This window comes from Chromobacterium sphagni, from assembly GCF_001855555.1.
Taxonomy (GTDB): Bacteria; Pseudomonadota; Gammaproteobacteria; order Burkholderiales; family Chromobacteriaceae; genus Chromobacterium; species Chromobacterium sphagni.
In genome coordinates, this window is the sequence record NZ_MKCT01000061.1 from 36,134 (window position 1) to 52,061 (window position 15,928).

15 protein-coding genes and 4 tRNA genes are annotated in these 15,928 nt (G+C 62.8%); 13 read left to right on the forward strand and 6 right to left on the reverse strand.

The genetic code is table 11. The features are described from left to right. Positions 1-40: 40 nt before the first annotated feature. Together BI344_RS18255 and BI344_RS18260 are read right to left on the reverse strand one after the other, a co-directional pair. Complete coding sequence (locus BI344_RS18255; protein ID WP_083338778.1) at positions 41-1,573, reverse strand: hypothetical protein; 1,533 nt, start codon at positions 1,571-1,573, stop codon at positions 41-43. 63 nt (positions 1,574-1,636) lie between these two features. Then, entirely contained in the window at positions 1,637-2,986 is a 1,350-nt protein-coding gene (locus BI344_RS18260; RefSeq protein WP_071114259.1) for an adenosylmethionine--8-amino-7-oxononanoate transaminase, read from the reverse strand. Between the two features lie 270 nt (positions 2,987-3,256). Here BI344_RS18260 and BI344_RS18265 point away from each other — a divergent pair, with 270 nt between their 5' ends. From BI344_RS18265 to BI344_RS18280, 4 genes are all read left to right on the forward strand, one after another. Continuing rightward, complete coding sequence (locus tag BI344_RS18265) at positions 3,257-3,733, forward strand: pilin (protein ID WP_071114260.1); 477 nt, start codon at positions 3,257-3,259, stop codon at positions 3,731-3,733. 93 nt (positions 3,734-3,826) lie between these two features. Next, on the forward strand, positions 3,827-4,297 hold the full coding sequence (locus BI344_RS18270; protein ID WP_071114261.1) for a pilin: 471 nt from the start codon (positions 3,827-3,829) through the stop codon (positions 4,295-4,297). Positions 4,298-4,400: 103 nt separating this feature from the next. After that, positions 4,401-6,263: a PglL family O-oligosaccharyltransferase gene (locus BI344_RS18275; protein ID WP_071114262.1), complete on the forward strand. Its 1,863-nt coding sequence runs from the start codon at positions 4,401-4,403 to the stop codon at positions 6,261-6,263. Between the two features lie 93 nt (positions 6,264-6,356). Further along, complete coding sequence (locus BI344_RS18280) at positions 6,357-8,147, forward strand: PglL family O-oligosaccharyltransferase (RefSeq protein WP_071114263.1); 1,791 nt, start codon at positions 6,357-6,359, stop codon at positions 8,145-8,147. Between the two features lie 82 nt (positions 8,148-8,229). Here BI344_RS18280 and rpoH read toward each other — a convergent pair whose 3' ends face one another. The 4 genes from rpoH to ftsY all read right to left on the reverse strand — a co-directional run bounded on the left by rpoH (position 8,230) and on the right by ftsY (position 11,988). After that, entirely contained in the window at positions 8,230-9,093 is an 864-nt protein-coding gene (gene rpoH / locus BI344_RS18285; protein WP_071114264.1) for an RNA polymerase sigma factor RpoH, read from the reverse strand. A gap of 127 nt (positions 9,094-9,220) precedes the next feature. Further along, the gene (gene ftsX, locus BI344_RS18290; RefSeq protein WP_071114265.1) at positions 9,221-10,129 is read right to left on the reverse strand and encodes a permease-like cell division protein FtsX; all 909 of its coding nucleotides are present in this window, start codon (positions 10,127-10,129) and stop codon (positions 9,221-9,223) included. Further along, positions 10,126-10,779 carry a cell division ATP-binding protein FtsE gene (gene ftsE / locus BI344_RS18295; RefSeq protein ID WP_071114266.1) on the reverse strand — a complete coding sequence of 218 codons (654 nt, stop codon included), beginning with the start codon at positions 10,777-10,779 and terminating at the stop codon, positions 10,126-10,128. The genes ftsX and ftsE overlap by 4 nt, the downstream gene beginning before the upstream one ends. A gap of 63 nt (positions 10,780-10,842) precedes the next feature. Next, positions 10,843-11,988, reverse strand: a complete 1,146-nt coding sequence (gene ftsY, locus BI344_RS18300; protein WP_071114267.1) for a signal recognition particle-docking protein FtsY — start codon at positions 11,986-11,988, stop codon at positions 10,843-10,845. 236 nt (positions 11,989-12,224) lie between these two features. Here ftsY and rsmD point away from each other — a divergent pair, with 236 nt between their 5' ends. The 9 genes from rsmD to nusG all read left to right on the forward strand — a co-directional run bounded on the left by rsmD (position 12,225) and on the right by nusG (position 15,862). Then, the gene (rsmD, locus tag BI344_RS18305; RefSeq protein WP_071114268.1) at positions 12,225-12,788 is read left to right on the forward strand and encodes a 16S rRNA (guanine(966)-N(2))-methyltransferase RsmD; all 564 of its coding nucleotides are present in this window, start codon (positions 12,225-12,227) and stop codon (positions 12,786-12,788) included. 108 nt (positions 12,789-12,896) lie between these two features. Beyond that, positions 12,897-13,148 (forward strand): YfhL family 4Fe-4S dicluster ferredoxin, encoded by a 252-nt coding sequence (locus BI344_RS18310; RefSeq protein WP_071114269.1) that lies wholly within the window; start codon positions 12,897-12,899, stop codon positions 13,146-13,148. 137 nt (positions 13,149-13,285) lie between these two features. Then, positions 13,286-13,371: transfer RNA gene (locus tag BI344_RS18315), tRNA-Tyr, on the forward strand. Positions 13,372-13,420: 49 nt separating this feature from the next. Further along, positions 13,421-13,494 (forward strand) — tRNA-Gly (locus tag BI344_RS18320). Positions 13,495-13,518: 24 nt separating this feature from the next. After that, positions 13,519-13,593: transfer RNA gene (locus BI344_RS18325), tRNA-Thr, on the forward strand. Between the two features lie 37 nt (positions 13,594-13,630). Next, entirely contained in the window at positions 13,631-14,821 is a 1,191-nt protein-coding gene (gene tuf / locus BI344_RS18330; protein WP_071114270.1) for an elongation factor Tu, read from the forward strand. Between the two features lie 11 nt (positions 14,822-14,832). Further along, positions 14,833-14,908 (forward strand) — tRNA-Trp (locus tag BI344_RS18335). 64 nt (positions 14,909-14,972) lie between these two features. After that, on the forward strand, positions 14,973-15,329 hold the full coding sequence (gene secE, locus BI344_RS18340) for a preprotein translocase subunit SecE (RefSeq protein ID WP_071114271.1): 357 nt from the start codon (positions 14,973-14,975) through the stop codon (positions 15,327-15,329). Beyond that, a complete protein-coding gene (nusG, locus tag BI344_RS18345) occupies positions 15,329-15,862 on the forward strand; it encodes a transcription termination/antitermination protein NusG (protein WP_071114272.1) in 534 nt (177 codons plus the stop codon). The genes secE and nusG overlap by 1 nt, the downstream gene beginning before the upstream one ends. The last annotated feature ends 66 nt before the right edge of the window (positions 15,863-15,928 follow it).

Below are 15,928 nucleotides of genomic sequence, written 5' to 3' on the forward strand. Positions count from 1 at the left end.
GAGGTCAGTGTAACCGAAAAAGCGGCGGGCTTGAGCCAGGTCAAAAGTACTCGCTGGGGCGGTATTCCATCAGCTGGAAATGCGGGGATTGCTGCAGCAGCTTGCCTGCGCGTATCAATCGCTCGCCCTCGCCGTCGCGCAGGCGAAACTCGCGCAACTGGCTGAATTGACGGCCAGTCAGCAGCAGCAATTCAGGGCGGCCGGCTGCGGCGGGCAGTAGCAGGCCGCGTTGGAAATTGTCGCCGCTATGGGTGATGCTGGGCATCGCCAGCACTGGCTGCGGCTGGCGGCCGAGGATTTCCACGCCGCATTCCACTTCCTTGCCGGTAGGCTGCATCAGCACCCAGCGCACCGAGCACAGCTGGATCTCGCCCGGCTGATCCGGCGGCTGCAGCAACAGCACCTCGCCAGCGCGCAGCGTCTGGTCGCGCGGCAGGCCGCGCAGCAGGTAGCCGGATTCGCTCTGGTTGACCATGACCAGCAGGCAGGAAGGGGGAGGCGGCCGCAGGCGGGCGTTTTCTTCTTCGCCGCCAGCCCCGGCAAGCTGCCAGCCGTTGCCGTTGACCCGGTGCCAGATCGACGGGACGGTGGTGGTGACCTCCACCACCGTCCGGGTGTTTTCGCGGCCGTGCTTGCGGCGGCGCGGGTGCTGCCATTCCTCCACCAGGCTGCCCAGGAGCTGGGTTTCGTCATTGGTGGGCGCGGCGCCGGCGCCGGCGGCGGATTTTTGCAGCTGCTCCAGGCTGCGGCGCATGGTGCTGAGCGCGCCGGTCAGCTCCAGCAGGCTGCAGCGGCTCTGCAGCGAGCCGGGGGTGACCAGCAGGTAGCGCGGCGGATTGTCTTCCTGCGGATCCAGCAGGTAGCCGTGGCGGTTGTCGGGCAGCTCGGCCACCGGCAGCAGCGACACCTGGCGGGCCAGGTCGTAGATCAGCTGACGCGCCAGCTGCATGTCTGCGAGCGACAGGCGGTTGGTGGAGGTGAGGCCCAGCAACAGGATCTGGCGGTAGATGGTGGCCAGCGAGTCGTCGTTGGCCAGCGCCTTGTCCTGCCAGCCGCGCTCTAGCGCCAGCGCGTACAGTTGGTGACAGTCCAGCCAGAAGCCGTCAGGCAGCGGGCAGTAGTTCTGCTGGCTGCTGTTCAGGTACTGCCGCGCCGCCATCATGGTGTACAGCAGCAGTTCGATCTTGGGCTGGTCGCGATCGATCAGCCCCTGCCTGCTCAGCTTCTCGTTGAGGGTCTGCTTGAAGGCGATGAACAGGTTGGCGAACAGCTTGACGCTGAGCACGGCCAGCAGCCGGGTCTTGGGCGAGGCCAGAATGTCGTTGTGCTGGATTTCGGCTTCCAGCAGCGGATAGTAGCGGTCCAGCGCCTTCAGATAGAGCTGGAGCAGCTTGTAGCGTTGCATCGGGTCCAGCGGAGTGCGGCCCAGGTGGTACAGCGCCTGGCCAAGCAGCCGCCCGCACTCCGTCAGATCGGTGTAGGGAAGGCGCTCCAGCCAGGCTGCCACGCTGGCCGGCTGGGTGTCGACGAGTTGCGGGTCCATATCCTTCTTCGGCAAGACGAATGACGGCATCCGGGCAGGGCTCCGAGCTGGGTCGCTGCATATTGTCGGGAATGGTCGGACGGGGCTGGCGGCTCAGGGCAATCGCGTTTCCACGCCCGCCGCGCCGGCGCCGCCGGCCAGGACCTCGTCCAGCGCCGCGCAGCTTGCCTCGATCAGCCAATCCATCTCTTCGTTGCTCAGGGTGTAAGGCGGCATGAAGTAGACCGTCCGGCCTATCGGCCGCAACAGACATCCGCGTTTCAGCATGGCCGAAAAAAAGGCCAATGCAAAGTCGGAGCGCCCGGTTTCGACGTCGAAGGCCCAGATCATGCCGCAATGGCGGAAATGGCGGATTTCCGGCCGCGCGGCCAGCGGCTGCATCCGCCGGGTGAATTCCGCCGCTTTTTGCCGATTGGCGGCCAGCACATCGTCGGTTTCGAAGATGTCCAGCACCGCCAGCGCGGCTCGGCACGCCAGCGCGTTGCCGGTATAGCTGTGCGAATGCAGGAAGCCGCGCGCGACGTCGTCATGATAGAAGGCTTGATAGACGTCGTCGCGGGTCAGCACGCAGGACAAGGGCAGGAAGCCGCCGGTGATGCCTTTGGACAGGCACAGGAAGTCCGGCACGATGCCGGCTTGCTGGTAGGCGAAGAAGGTGCCGGTGCGGCCGAAGCCGACCGCGATCTCGTCGGCGATCAGGTGCACCTGATAGCGGTCGCACAGCCGGCGCAGTTCCGCCAGGTAGGTCGGATCGTACATCGCCATGCCGGCTGCGCCCTGCACCAGCGGCTCGACGATGACGGCGGCGATTTCGCCGGTGTGCTTGGCCAGCAAGTTCTCCATCGCCCGCGCGGCGCGCAGCGCCGTATCCGCGGCGCTTTCTCCCGGCGCCGCCTGGCGGGCGTCCGGCGAAGGCGCGCGCAGGCCCGGTTTGAGCAGGTCGGCGTAGGTGGATGAAAACAGCGGCACGTCGGTGACGGCCAGCGCGCCGATGGTTTCGCCGTGGTAGCTGTTTTCCAGGCTGATGAAACGGGTCTTGCCGCTGTGGCCGCGGTTCTTCCAGTAGTGGAAACTCATTTTCAACGCGATTTCAGTGGCGCTGGCGCCGTCCGAGCCGTAGAAGGCGTGACCCAGGCCACTCAGCGCCGCCAGCCGTTCGGACAGCTCCACCACCGGCTGGTGGGTGAAGCCGGCCAGCATCACGTGTTCCAGGCTGTCCAGCTGATCCTTGATCGCCTGCTTGATGCGCGGCTCGCCGTGGCCGAACAGGTTGACCCACCAGGAACTGACGCCATCCAGATAGCGCTTGCCGTCAAAGTCGGTGAGCCAGACGCCGTCGGCGCCGGCGATGGGAACGATGGGAAGGCTTTCGTGGCGTTTCATCTGAGTGCAGGGGTGCCAGACGGCGGCGAAGCTGCGTTGCAGCCAGGCTTGATTGCTCATGCGACGGGTTCCGATAAGGAGAAAGGCGATGCTAGCACAGTCCGCGCGGCGGCTACGAGGTGACGAAAAACGTCAGTTTATGCCCTATGGCGACAGCTTGAGGCAATCGCCGCCGCATCTGCGCAGGCTGCGGCCGGCCTGGCATGCTTCCTGCTGAATGCAGTGGACATGCATAGGGCGGTCTCCGTCCGGAATCCGCAGACGAGACTGGCGGCTGGCGAGGCCGCGGTCATTTCATTCGGCGAAGCTTGGCAATCCGGGAGTTCAGACATGAAGAGAAAGCAGATCCAGCAGGGTTTCACCCTGATCGAATTGATGATCGTAGTGGCTATCGTCGGCATCTTGGCGGCCATCGCGATTCCGGCTTATCAGGACTACACCAAGCGGGCGCGGGTGACGGAAGGCCTGGCGCTGGCCGATGCGGCCAAGACCGCTGTCACCGAGTACTACTCGTCCAACAATGCTTTCGCTGCATCCGGCTCTGCGCCTTTCAACTCCACCTACGGCCTGGCCGGTGCGGCGTCCATCACCGGCAACTCGGTCAGCCAGGTGTCGGTGCTGGCCAGCGGCGTGATCCAGATCACCTATAACAGCACGGTGTCCAGCGGCGCCCAGCTGGACCTGGTGCCGGCGATTACCTCCGGCTCGGTGCAATGGACCTGCACTTACACCGGTACCGGCGGCGGCGCGACTGCGATCTCGACGCAGTTGCTGTCTAATTGGGTGCCGACCAGCTGCCGTCAATAAGCGCGGCAGCGAAATAGATGGAACGAGAGGCACTGCGGTGCCTCTTGCCTTTCCGGCGAAGGCGGGCAGCCTTGTCGTCAGGAGACGCGTAACATGCAGAACAGACCAACCCAGCAGGGTTTCACCTTGATTGAACTGATGATTGTGGTGGCGATCATCGGCATTCTGGCGGCCATCGCGATCCCGGCTTATCAGGACTATGTCAAGCGGACGAGGGTGGCCGAAGGTTTGGCGCTGGCCGACGCCGCCAAGACCGCCGTTACCGAGTACTACGCCAACAAGAACGCATTCGCCAGCACCACGCCTTACAACAGCGCCTACGGCTTGGCCACGGCGGCGTCGATTACCGGTAACGCGGTGAGCAGCGTGTCGGTGCTGGCCAGCGGCGTGATTCAGATCACCTACAACAGCACGGTGTCCAGCGGCGCCCAACTGGACCTGGTGCCGGCCTTGTCTTCCGGTTCGATCCAGTGGACCTGCACCTATACCGGCACCGGCGGCGGCACCAATGCCATTTCGACCCAGCTGCAGGCCAACTGGGTGCCGGCCACCTGCCGTTTGTAAGGCAGGGCGCGGCTGGCGCCGCTTTCCAGCGGCGTCGCGCATGACGTGTCAATGAACCGCTTGGCTGCGTATAATCACTGCATTCGATCGCGGATAAAGCCCGATGCAGAGTCAAGCCCAGTCGACCGGCAAAGCCGGATGGAACGATGTTTTGTTGCATGTCTTCTTCTGCTTTTGTTTTGTGTTTCCCTTTCTCAATTGCGCCCGCTATACGCCGCTGCAGGACTGGTGGACCAACGCCAGCGTGGTGTTCGCCATCGGCATCGCCGGGCTGTTCGTCTTCCGCCGCCGGCAAAGCGGCGTGAGAGTGCCGCTGGCGGCGCTGGCGCTGACCGCGCTGCTATTGTGGCTGTCATTCAGCAACGGCCTGTTGTTGGATAACTACCAGCCGGCGATTCTGGGTATCGGCAGCTTGGCGGTGATGTTGCTGCTGGCTGTGTTCCTGGCCAACCGGCTGCGGCCCGACCTGGCGCAGGTTTGCGTCATCCTGGCGTCCTGCCTGCTGCTGGGCAGTTGTCTGCAAATCGTGTTGGGCGGCATCCAGGTGCTGGACTTGGCTCGCTATACCCGCGGCTTGGTGATGTTGAATTACCTGACGCCGACCGAGGTGATGGGTAATGTCGGCCAGCGCAACCAGTATGCGCAGTACCTGAACTGGGGCGTGGTGGCGGCCTGCTATCTGTATGGCCGGCGGCGGCTGCGCGGCGGTTTTTGCGGTTTGCTGGTCTTGTTCCAGTTGTTGTTCATTACCTGGTCCGGCGCGCGGCTGCCCTTGGCATACTGCCTGGGAGTCTGCCTGCTGGCCTGGTTTTGGCAGCGGCGCGCGTCCGGTGACGAGACGCTGGCGCGGATGCTGAAGGCCTTGATGGCGGCGATGATCGTGCTGTCGCTGCTGCAGCTGTTCAATGAGCAGATCATCTGGCTTCTCAATTGGCTGGGCCTGCCGATTCATGCGCAAAGCGGTTCCGAGCGGTTGTTGGACGCCGGCTTCGGCGCCCGGCGCCGCATCGAATGGACCAAGGCCTGGATGGTGTTTCAGCAGCATCCCTGGCTGGGAGTGGGGCTGGAGCGTTATCCGGAGCAGTCCGTTTGGCTGGAAGCTTTCGGCGGCCTGCCCAAGTATCCGGAAGCCGTGTTGTTTACCCAGAGCCATAATCTGTTTTTCCAGTTGTTGGCTGAAACCGGGTTGCCGGGGACTCTGATCGTGGTATTGGGCCTGGGTGGGTGCCTGTTGCCGTTTTTCGGACGCGGCCGGCAGAGTCCGGAAAACCTGTTGCTGATCAGTATCGCGATGATGCTGTTGATCCACAGCATGTTCGAGTTCCCTTTGTGGTACCTGCCCTTTCTGGCGATGCTGGTGACGGTGTGCACGCTGTCGCCGGCGCGGTTGTGGCAGGCGCCGATCCGCACCGCGGTGCTGAGGCTGGCTTGCATCGGCGGCGGCGCGTTGATGGCGGCGCATATCGTCAGCGGCGTAGCCATCTTCTGGCGGTTGGTGGAGTACAGCGCGCCCAGCCAGTCGGCGGCGGAGAACATCCGGCGGGTAAACTACCTCGGCAAGGTGGAGCTCAACCCGTTGTGGGTGGATCCCGCCGCGATGGTGATGGGCAACTATTTGTTGCCCAGCAAGCGGCATGTCGACATCGTGTTGCCGTTCTACCAGCGGCTGGCGCTCAATCAGCCCTATATCGCCGTGCTGCAGCGGCTGAGCGTGTGCCAAGCGCTGGCCGGGCAGCCGGAGGCCGCCAGGCGGACGCTGGTGCAGGCCATCGCCAGCTACCCGGACGAGGTGTTGAAACTGGATGCCAGCCTGCAGTCCTGGCAGGAGCCGGAAGTGCGGCGGCTGGCCGAGCTGACCGGCAGGGTGAAAAAGATCTATCTGCAGCGCGGGGCCTACACCGATGCCGCCCGGATGGCGGCGGTGATGGCGGTGGCGTCTCCCGTCACGCGCAAACCCTTGTTTTAAGGCGTTTGTAACGCGCGGACACATTTGACTGGTTTTGCCGGCTGTGCGCATGCGGTATGCTGCCGGCTTTGTTGTTTCGACATCTGGCCCGCCATGACTTTTCAGAAAATTTCCGAGCGCCTGGCCCTGTTGGCATTGTGCCTGGTTGCCATCGTGCCGTTTGCCTCCCGCGTCCACTTCGTGCCGCTGCCGCAGTGGTTTGGCGAAATCAATGTGATCTGGCTGCTGCTGGCGGCCGGTATGCTGCTGCTGCCCGGTGGCAGGCTGTTCGACACCGTGCCGCGCGCCGGCTGGTGGTGCCTGCTGCTGGCGGGCATCTGGGCGCTGCAGCCGCAACTGGTCAGCCTGATGTTCCCGGGCATGAGCTACGCCACTGCGCTGGGCTGGCTGTCGCTGGCCTTGCTGGCGTCGGTTGCGGCCTCGCTGCGCGGCGCCTTCGGCGAGCGCGAGTTCGCGGTATGGCTGGCGCGCGCTATCATCGTCGGCGGCCTGGTGCAGTCGTTGATCGGTACTGCCCAGCTCACCGGCCTGGCGGCGCCGCTGGGCTTGTTTTACGACGGCTCCCACCCCACCACCAATATCTTCGGCCACATCGGCCAACGCAACCAGTACGCGCACTACCTGACGTGGTCGGTGGTGGCCGGGGTCTACCTGTTCGCCGTCGAGCGGCTGGGGCGCAGCTGGCTGATCGCGTTGGTGTTGTGGATGGCGCTGATGCTGGCCACCGCGGGCTCCCGCACCACCTTGCTGTACCTGGTGGCGATTTCCGCTCTGGCCGCGCTGTGGCACTGGCGCAGCCGCAACGATACCTCGCGCCGGCTGATGCTGGCGATGTGGGCCAGCTGCGGCGCGATTCTGGCTGGGCAGTTCGCTTTGCCGCTGTTCAACCATCTGATCTCGCTGCTGACCCATTCCGATGTGGAGAACGCCTCCGGCGTGGCCCGGCTGGCGGCCAATGGCGATGACATGGGCGCGCGCCGCTTCGCCGAGATGCACAAAGCCTGGCTCACGTTCAAGGCGCACCCGCTGTGGGGCGTGGGCTGGTCGCAATACGCTGCGGAGAGCGTGCGCTTGCAGCCGCTGCCGCAGTTCGCCGCCGCCGGCTACAACAGCGGCTTGTTCACCAACGCGCACAATCTGGTGCTGCAACTGCTGGCCGAGATGGGCGGCGTGGCCACCGCGCTGGTGTTGGGCGGCTTCGTCTGGGTGCTGACGCCCTTCTTCTGCCGCCGGGCCGCGCCGGAGGGCGTGCTGGCGCTGGGTTGCCTGGCGGTGACGCTGACCCACAGCATGCTCGAATATCCGTTGTGGTACTTCTATTTCCTGGCGATGCTGGTGCTGTTCATGGCGATGTCGCCGCGCGGAGACGGCTCCCGTGCCGCTCCTATATTCCTGCGCCTGCCGCTGTTGGCCGCTCTGGCGTGGGTGGGCTGGCTGTCTATCAGCACCACGCCGATGTTCTGGGAGTTGGTCAATCTGTACACCCCCACCGGCAATGCGCAGAAGGACGCCAAGCGCACCGAGCGGCTGATCGAAATCGTCAAGACCAAGCCGTTGTTTGCCTATCATGCGCTGTACACACTGGACGACTATCTGCCGATCAGCCGCGACAACCTGGCGCAGAAGCTGGCGCTGGAGGACAGGCTGACCGAATTCCGCCCGTATCCGGACGTGATGCTCAAGCGCGCGCAGATGGAAATCCTGGCGGGGCAGCAGGCCCAAGCGGAACAGACGCTGCGCACCACGCTGGCGTCCTTCCCCACTTATGCAGGCCAGTTCCTGGAAACGCTGGGCGACCAGAATCCGGCCTGGGAGCCGCTGAGGCGCATCAGTCGCGAGGCCTACGACAAGCTGCCGGCCAAGTTCCGTACCTTGCAGGAGTGATCGGCGAGCGCCCGCCAGACGGCGGGCAAGTAAAAAGCCGCTCGATGGTTCGAGCGGCTTTTTTTACGGTGCAGTTGGTGGATTAGTTGTCCAGCACCACGCCTTCGCTGAGCGCGGTCTTCATCTTGCCCAGCGCCTTGGTTTCGATCTGGCGGATGCGCTCGGCGGATACGCCGAACTCCGCCGCCAGTTCATGCAGGGTGGAGCCGCTGTCGTCGGTCAGCCAGCGCGCTTCTACGATGCGGCGGCTGCGCGCGTCCAGTGTCGATAGCGCGTACTCCAGGCCTTCCGACTGCAGATGGTCGAAAGCGCGGCGTTCCAGCGCGCGGGTCGGCTCGCTGTGCGAGTCGGCCAGCCAGTCTATCGGCGCGTAGCTTTCGTCGTCGTCGGCGTCGCCGATCAGCGACACGTCCTGGCCGTTCATGCGGATTTCCATCTCGCGCACTTCCTCGGGCTTGACGCCCAGGTCTTCGGCGATGGACTTGGCTTCCTGTTCCGACAGCGCGGAGAAGCTGCTTTTCATGCTGCGCAGGTTGAAGAACAGCTTGCGCTGCGGCTTGGTGGTGGCGATGCGCACCAGGCGCCAGTTGCGCAGGATGAATTCGTGGATCTCGGCCTTGATCCAGTGGATGGCGAACGAGAACAACCGTACGCCGCGGCCCGGTTCGAAGCGCTTCACCGCCTTCATCAGGCCGATATTGCCTTCCTGGATCAAGTCGGCCTGCTGCAGGCCATAGCCGGCATAGCCGCGCGATACCGATACCACCACGCGCAGGTGCGACAGCACCATCTGCCGGGCAGCTTCCAGATCGTTGTCTTGCTGGAAGCGGACTGCGAGCTCGTTTTCCTGTTCCGGCGACAGCATGGGGACGCTGTTTACCGCCTGGATATACTGCTCCAGGCTGCCGCTGGTCGACGGAACGGGCAGGGCAAATGTTGTGTTCATTGCGATGGCTACCTCCTTGGGTAGTGCTATGTTAGCACTCGTGTATGGAGAGTGCTAGCAACGAAAGGTTCCCGCGTCAATGATTTTAACAATCGATGCGATAGCCGAAACCTTTCATTTGGCATGTTTACTTCGGCTCGACCTTGCGCAGGTGATGATCGGCGGCGAGGCGCGCGCCCAGCATCGCCAGCAGCGCCGCTACGCCTATCAGCGCGGCCAGCTCGGCTGGATTCAGCCCGCGTAGCTCCACCCGCTCGCCGTAGAGCATGGCGAACTCGCGGATGGCGGGGTTGGCCACCGCCGCCAGCCAGCTGCTCAAGCTCCAGGCCAGCAGCGCGGCAAACACGCCCTGCCACAGCGCATGGTACATGAAGGGGCGGCGGATGAAGCTGTCGGTGGCGCCGATCAGCTTGGACACCTCGATCTCGTCCTGGCGCGCCAGAATCTGCATGCGGATCGCGTTATGGGTCACCAGCACCAGCGCCAGGCCCAGCGCGGCGGCCAGGAACCAGGTCAGCTTCTTGCCCATCTCCACCATGCCGAACAGGCGCTTGGCCCAGTGGGCGTCGAATTGCGCCATCTCCACCATCGGCAGGCCGGAAAGCTCCTTCTGCAGCATTTCCAGCTCGCGAGGCTCCAGCGAGGCGGGCGTCACCACGAAGGCGTCCGGCAGCGGATTGCCGTCCAGGCCGTCGGACAGGCCCGCCAGGCCGTTGCGCCGCTCCAGGTCCTGCAGCGCCTTGCCCTTGCTGATGAAGGTGAAGCTCTTGACCTTGGGGTGGTGGGCCAGCGTGCTGTTGACCGCGGCGATGTCGGCCTCCTCGGCCGACAGCTCCATGAACAGCGTGATCTGCGGCGTGGCGGTGAGGCGGCCCACCCAGTCCTGCACGCTGCTGACCGACAGGTAGAGGCAGAGAGGCAGCGTCAGCGCCAGCGCCAGCATCAGCAGGGTAAGCAGGCTGCCGAACGGTTGGCGCAGGATTTTGACCAGCGCCTGCCTGGCGCTTTGCCAGTTCAGATAGAGAAAGTGTTTCATGCGGCGAACTGTCCTTCCCTCAGGCGGATGATGCGGCGACCGTAGTCTTCCATCAGGGTTTCGTCGTGGGCGGAGATCAGCACGGTGACGCCCACCTGGTGGAAGGATTTGAACAATTCCATGATGTCCAGCGCGTAGGCGCGGTCCAGGTTGGCCGACGGCTCGTCGGCCAGCAGGATGCTGGGGCGGTGCACCACGGCGCGGGCGATGCACAGCCGCTGCTGCTCGCCGCCGGACAGGCGGATCGGCATGCTCTTTTCCTTGGACAGCAGGCCCACCTTGTCCAGCGCGGCGCGCACCCGCTTGGCGGCGTCGCGGCGGTCGAAGCCTATGATGTCGAGCGGCAGCATCACATTGTCGAACACGCTGCGGTCGAACAGGATCTTGTGGTCCTGGAACACCATGCCCAGATGCTGGCGGACATAGGGAATCTGGCTGGCGCGCAGCTTGGACAGGTTCTGGCCGTTGACCAGCACGCCGCCGCTGGTGGCGCGCTCGATGCCGGCGATCAGCTTCAGCAGCGTCGACTTGCCGGCGCCGGAGTGTCCGGCGAGGAACACCATCTCGCCGGTTTCTATGGTGAAGGACAGGTTCTTCAGGGCTTCGTTGCCGCCGGGGTAGCGCTTGGTGACCTGGTCGAACTGGATCATGTAGTGGTTTCCCGCTTGACTTGGCTGAGAAAGGCGGCCGCCGAGCGCGGCCGCGGGCGTTGCTTATTCGAACAGCGCGTCGATGTAGTCGCGGCTGTCGAACGGCCGCAGGTCGTCTATGCTCTCGCCGACGCCGATGAAGCGCAGCGGCACCGGGCGCTGCTTGGCGATGGCGGCGATCACGCCGCCCTTGGCGGTGCCGTCCAGCTTGGTCAGGATCAGGCCGGTCAGGCCCAGCGCGTCGTCGAACGCTTTCACCTGGTTGACGGTGTTCTGGCCGATATTGGCGTCCAGCACCAGCACCACTTCGTGCGGCGCCTCCGGCAGCGCCTTCTGGATCACCCGCTTCACCTTTTTGATTTCCTCCATCAGATGCAGCTGGGTGGGCAGGCGGCCGGCGGTGTCGGCCAGCACGATGTCGATGCCGCGGGCGATGGCGGCCTGGATGGCGTCATAGCATACCGCGGCGGAATCGCCGCCCTGCTGGGCGATCACGGTGACGTTGTTGCGTTCGCCCCAGGCGATCAGCTGTTCGCGCGCGGCGGCGCGGAAGGTGTCGCCGGCGGCCAATAGCACGCTCTTGCCCTGGCTCTGGTAGTACTTGGCCAGCTTGCCTATGGACGTGGTCTTGCCGGCGCCGTTGACGCCGGTCATCATGATCACGAACGGTTTCTTGCCTTCCACGTTCAGCGGCACTTCCAGCGGCCCGATCAGGTCCTGCAGCGAATCCTTCAGCGCGCCCTTCAGTTCGGACGAATCCTTCAGGCCTTTGAGCGACACCCGCTCGCGCACGTCCTTCAGCAGGTGCACGGTAGCGTCCATGCCCATGTCGGCGGTCAGCAGCACCGTTTCAAGCTCTTCGTACAGGTCTTCGTCTATCTTGCCGCCGCCGAACAGGCCGGCCAGTTGCTTGCCCAGCCGGTCGCGGGTTTTGGCGAGGCCGGCTTTCAGCCGTTCGGTCCAGCCGATCTTTTTAGGCGTTGGCGGGGCCTCCTGCGCCGGGGCGGCTTGGGACTCGGCTTCGGGCTGAGGGCCGGAGGGCTGGGCTGGCGCCTCGATTTCCACGGCAGCCGCCGTGGTTTCGAGCGCCGGTTCGGGGGCGCTGACGAGGGCGGCTGGCGCGGCGAGCGGCTCAGCGGCTTCCGCTGGCGGGTTTGCGGTTTGCGGCGTTTCCACCGGCTTGGGCTTTTTCTTGAAGAAGCTGAACATGCGTAATCAGGCCAGAGATTTCGGTAAACGGCTAAATTGTATCCTCAAATGCCCTCGCGCACCGAATCGGCTCGCGACGGGCGTTTGCGCCATGCCGGAGAGACTGGCACTAATATAAGGAATATTGCGCAGTTTGTGGGCGGGCGCGCGACACAATCGGTCGATCCCGAGCATGATTGAGGCGGTAAAGTCCTGATCAGGTTAAACTCTGGCGCTTGTTTCAAGAGTCAAGAGCCATGAGTCAGTCACGTAACAAGGTCAGAATCATAGGCGGCGATTATCGCCGCCGCCTGTTGCCCTTCCCCGACGCGGAGGGGTTGCGTCCCACGCCGGACCGCGTCCGCGAAACCCTGTTCAACTGGTTGGGCCAGGATTTGTATGGCAAAAGCTGCCTGGACCTGTTCGCCGGCAGCGGCGCGCTGGGTTTTGAAGCGGCATCGCGTTCGGCCCGCCGCGTGGTGATGGTGGAGAAGTCGCGCAAGGCTTATCAGTCGCTGCAGGACAACCGCCAGCTGTTGCAGGCGGCCGCGCTGGAAGTGCAGAGCGGCGATGCGCTGCTGTATCTGAAGAGCAGTCGCGAGCGGTTCGACGTGATTTTCCTGGACCCGCCCTACGATTCCGACCTGCTGGAGCAGGCCCTGCCTTTGCTGCCGCCGCTGTTGACGGAGGAGGGAATGGTTTATCTGGAGGCCAGGCTATGGCCGGAAACGCTGCCCGAGGGCTTGGAGCTTGTCAGGCGAGACAAGGCCGGCACCGTACAGTATGGCCTGCTGCGGCGTGTGGCGGCGGACCCCGTTTGATTGCGCCGCGTGGCCGGAGTCGCCGCATAAGGTTATAACCAGTGCGAACTTGCGACCCGCCGCCACGGGTGACAGAATTCATGTAATGGAATACCTGAGGAATTTACTATGTCTTTGATGATTACCGACGAATGCATCAATTGCGACGTCTGCGAGCCGGAATGCCCGAATAACGCGATCTCGCAGGGCGAGGAGATCTATCAGATCGATCCCGAACTGTGCACCCAGTGCGTCGGCCACTACGACGAGCCGCAATGCCAGCAGGTCTGTCCCGTGGATTGCATCCCGCTGGACCCGTCCAATCAGGAGACGGAAGAGCAACTGCACGCCAAGTACCTGAAGATTTCCGCCAAGCCCTGAAGCGGCAAGTGACTGAAAAGAAAAGAAACGCCTTGCGCGCCGCGGGGCGTTTCTTATTTTTGCGCAAAACAATGCAGATTTTTTTGCGAAAGGTGTTGACGGAATCGGGGGGCATCTATAATATTCGGGTCTCTCACGGGGGGGTTACCCCAGCGGTCAACGGGTCCGGACTGTAAATCCGGCGGCTTAGCCTTCGAAGGTTCGAATCCTTCTCCCCCCACCAGAATTTAGTTGGACGTTTGGCAGTGGAAGTGTTGTGGTGTAGTGACCAGGCGGGTGTAGCTCAATGGTAGAGCAGAAGCCTTCCAAGCTTACGACGAGGGTTCGATTCCCTTCACCCGCTCCAAGCGTTTAGAAGCCTGTTTTAAGGGCCCATGTAGCTCAGGGGTAGAGCACTCCCTTGGTAAGGGAGAGGTCGGCAGTTCAATTCTGCCCATGGGCACCACCGTTTACTACTATGTTTCGTATTTGGGAATTTTGCCATGGCTAAGGAAAAGTTTGCGCGGACTAAGCCGCACGTAAACGTCGGCACCATCGGTCACGTTGACCATGGTAAAACCACTCTGACCGCTGCTATCACCACCATTCTGTCGAAGAAGTTCGGTGGCGAAGCTAAAGACTACTCCCAGATCGATAGCGCGCCGGAAGAAAAGGCACGTGGTATTACCATCAATACCGCGCACGTTGAGTACGAAACCGAAGCCCGCCACTACGCACACGTAGATTGCCCGGGTCACGCCGACTACGTTAAGAACATGATCACCGGTGCCGCCCAGATGGACGGCGCGATCCTGGTCTGCTCGGCCGCTGATGGTCCGATGCCGCAAACCCGCGAACACATCCTGCTGTCCCGCCAGGTTGGCGTGCCGTACATCATCGTCTACCTGAACAAGGCTGACTTGGTTGACGACGCCGAGCTGCTGGAACTGGTTGAAATGGAAGTGCGCGATCTGCTGTCTTCCTACGACTTCCCGGGCGACGACACCCCGATCGTAACCGGCTCCGCTCGTCTGGCGCTGGAAGGCGACCAGTCCGAAATGGGCGAACCGTCGATCTTCCGTCTGGCCGCTGCTCTGGATTCCTACATCCCGACTCCGGAACGCGCTATCGACAAGCCGTTCCTGCTGCCGATCGAAGACGTGTTCTCGATCTCCGGCCGCGGCACCGTGGTGACCGGTCGTGTAGAGCGCGGCATCGTGAAAGTCGGCGAAGAGCTGGAAATCGTTGGCCTGAAAGAAACCGCCAAGACCACCTGCACCGGCGTGGAAATGTTCCGCAAGTTGCTGGACCAAGGTCAGGCTGGCGACAATGTGGGCGTGCTGCTGCGCGGCACCAAGCGTGAAGACGTTGAGCGTGGCCAAGTTCTGGTGAAGCCGGGCTCCATCAAGCCGCACACCGAGTTCAGCGGTTCCGTGTACGTGTTGAGCAAGGAAGAGGGCGGTCGTCACACTCCGTTCTTCGCCAACTACCGTCCGCAGTTCTACTTCCGCACCACTGACGTGACCGGCGCGGTTACGCTGGCTGAGGGCGTGGAAATGGTAATGCCGGGCGATAACGTGGAAATCACCGTTAAGCTGATCGCTCCGATCGCGATGGAAGAGGGTCTGCGTTTCGCGATCCGCGAAGGTGGCCGTACCGTCGGTGCCGGCGTTGTTTCCAAGATCATTGCTTAATTAAAGTTTAAAGGCCAGTAGCTCAATTGGTAGAGTATCGGTCTCCAAAACCGAGGGTTGGGGGTTCGAGACCCTCCTGGCCTGCCAATTAAGACCAGCCGGCGCTTTGCGCCGGTTGGTCTTTTGTCGCATATGCGAGAGAAGATTCGACATGGAAATGCAAGATAAGATCAAGTTGGTTCTGGCTGGTCTTGTGGTGGTGGCCGGCATCGTCGGCTTTTACCTGATACCGGAAAGTCAGGGCCTGCTGCGCGCGCTGGCATTCATCGTCTCCATTGTGCTGGCTGCCGGCGTGGTGTGGACGTCTGCGACTGGCAAGGGTCTGGTGATCTATGCCAATGAGTCCATCGTCGAGGCTCGCAAGGTGGTATGGCCGACACGCAAGGAGGCGACCCAGGTGACGCTGATGGTGTTTGTATTCGTCACCGTGCTGGCGCTCTTCATGTGGCTGGTGGACTCCAGCCTGTCATGGCTGTTTTACGATGTGATTCTCGGTCGAGGTAGATAATGGCAAAGCGCTGGTATGTGGTACACGCGTACTCCGGTTTTGAGAAAAGCGTGCAGAAGGCGCTGCGTGAACGTATCGAACGTTCCGACATCGCAGATCAATTCGGTCAGATCCTGGTGCCGGTAGAGGAAGTGGTCGATATCAAGAACGGCCGCAAATCCATCACCGAGCGCAAGTTCTTCCCCGGCTACGTGCTGGTGGAAATGGAAATGACCGACGATACCTGGCACTTGGTGAAGAGTACGCCCAAGGTGACCGGTTTTGTCGGCGGCACCGCCAACCGCCCGGCGCCGATTTCCAAGAAGGAAGTCGAGGCCATCATGCAGCAGATGCAAGAGGGCGTGGAAAAGCCGAAGCCGAAGGTGTTGTTTGAGGTGGGCGAGCGCGTGCGCGTGATCGATGGTCCGTTCAACGACTTCAACGGCTCGGTGGACGAAGTCAATTACGAGCGCAACAAACTGCGCGTGTCGGTGCAGATCTTCGGCCGCGACACCCCGGTTGAGCTGGAATTCGGCCAGGTAGAGAAGCTGTAAAATTCTGCTTGGCAAGTTTGGCGAAGGCGTGTAAAATTCTGCGCTTTCGTCCTGGGAAGCGAACGC

Excerpts from the sequence above, each read along its gene's own strand:
- BI344_RS18280 (WP_071114263.1), top strand. The coding sequence starts at position 6,357 with ATGACTTTTCAGAAAATTTCCGAGCGCCTGGCCCTGTTGGCATTGTGC.
- secE (WP_071114271.1), top strand. The coding sequence starts at position 14,973 with ATGGAAATGCAAGATAAGATCAAGTTGGTTCTGGCTGGTCTTGTGGTG.
- BI344_RS18255 (WP_083338778.1), bottom strand. The coding sequence starts at position 1,573 with ATGCCGTCATTCGTCTTGCCGAAGAAGGATATGGACCCGCAACTCGTC.
- tuf (WP_071114270.1), top strand. The coding sequence starts at position 13,631 with ATGGCTAAGGAAAAGTTTGCGCGGACTAAGCCGCACGTAAACGTCGGC.
- BI344_RS18310 (WP_071114269.1), top strand. The coding sequence starts at position 12,897 with ATGTCTTTGATGATTACCGACGAATGCATCAATTGCGACGTCTGCGAG.
- ftsX (WP_071114265.1), bottom strand. The coding sequence starts at position 10,129 with ATGAAACACTTTCTCTATCTGAACTGGCAAAGCGCCAGGCAGGCGCTG.
- BI344_RS18265 (WP_071114260.1), top strand. The coding sequence starts at position 3,257 with ATGAAGAGAAAGCAGATCCAGCAGGGTTTCACCCTGATCGAATTGATG.
- ftsE (WP_071114266.1), bottom strand. The coding sequence starts at position 10,779 with ATGATCCAGTTCGACCAGGTCACCAAGCGCTACCCCGGCGGCAACGAA.
- rsmD (WP_071114268.1), top strand. The coding sequence starts at position 12,225 with ATGAGTCAGTCACGTAACAAGGTCAGAATCATAGGCGGCGATTATCGC.
- rpoH (WP_071114264.1), bottom strand. The coding sequence starts at position 9,093 with ATGAACACAACATTTGCCCTGCCCGTTCCGTCGACCAGCGGCAGCCTG.
- ftsY (WP_071114267.1), bottom strand. The coding sequence starts at position 11,988 with ATGTTCAGCTTCTTCAAGAAAAAGCCCAAGCCGGTGGAAACGCCGCAA.
- BI344_RS18260 (WP_071114259.1), bottom strand. The coding sequence starts at position 2,986 with ATGAGCAATCAAGCCTGGCTGCAACGCAGCTTCGCCGCCGTCTGGCAC.
- BI344_RS18275 (WP_071114262.1), top strand. The coding sequence starts at position 4,401 with ATGCAGAGTCAAGCCCAGTCGACCGGCAAAGCCGGATGGAACGATGTT.
- nusG (WP_071114272.1), top strand. The coding sequence starts at position 15,329 with ATGGCAAAGCGCTGGTATGTGGTACACGCGTACTCCGGTTTTGAGAAA.
- BI344_RS18270 (WP_071114261.1), top strand. The coding sequence starts at position 3,827 with ATGCAGAACAGACCAACCCAGCAGGGTTTCACCTTGATTGAACTGATG.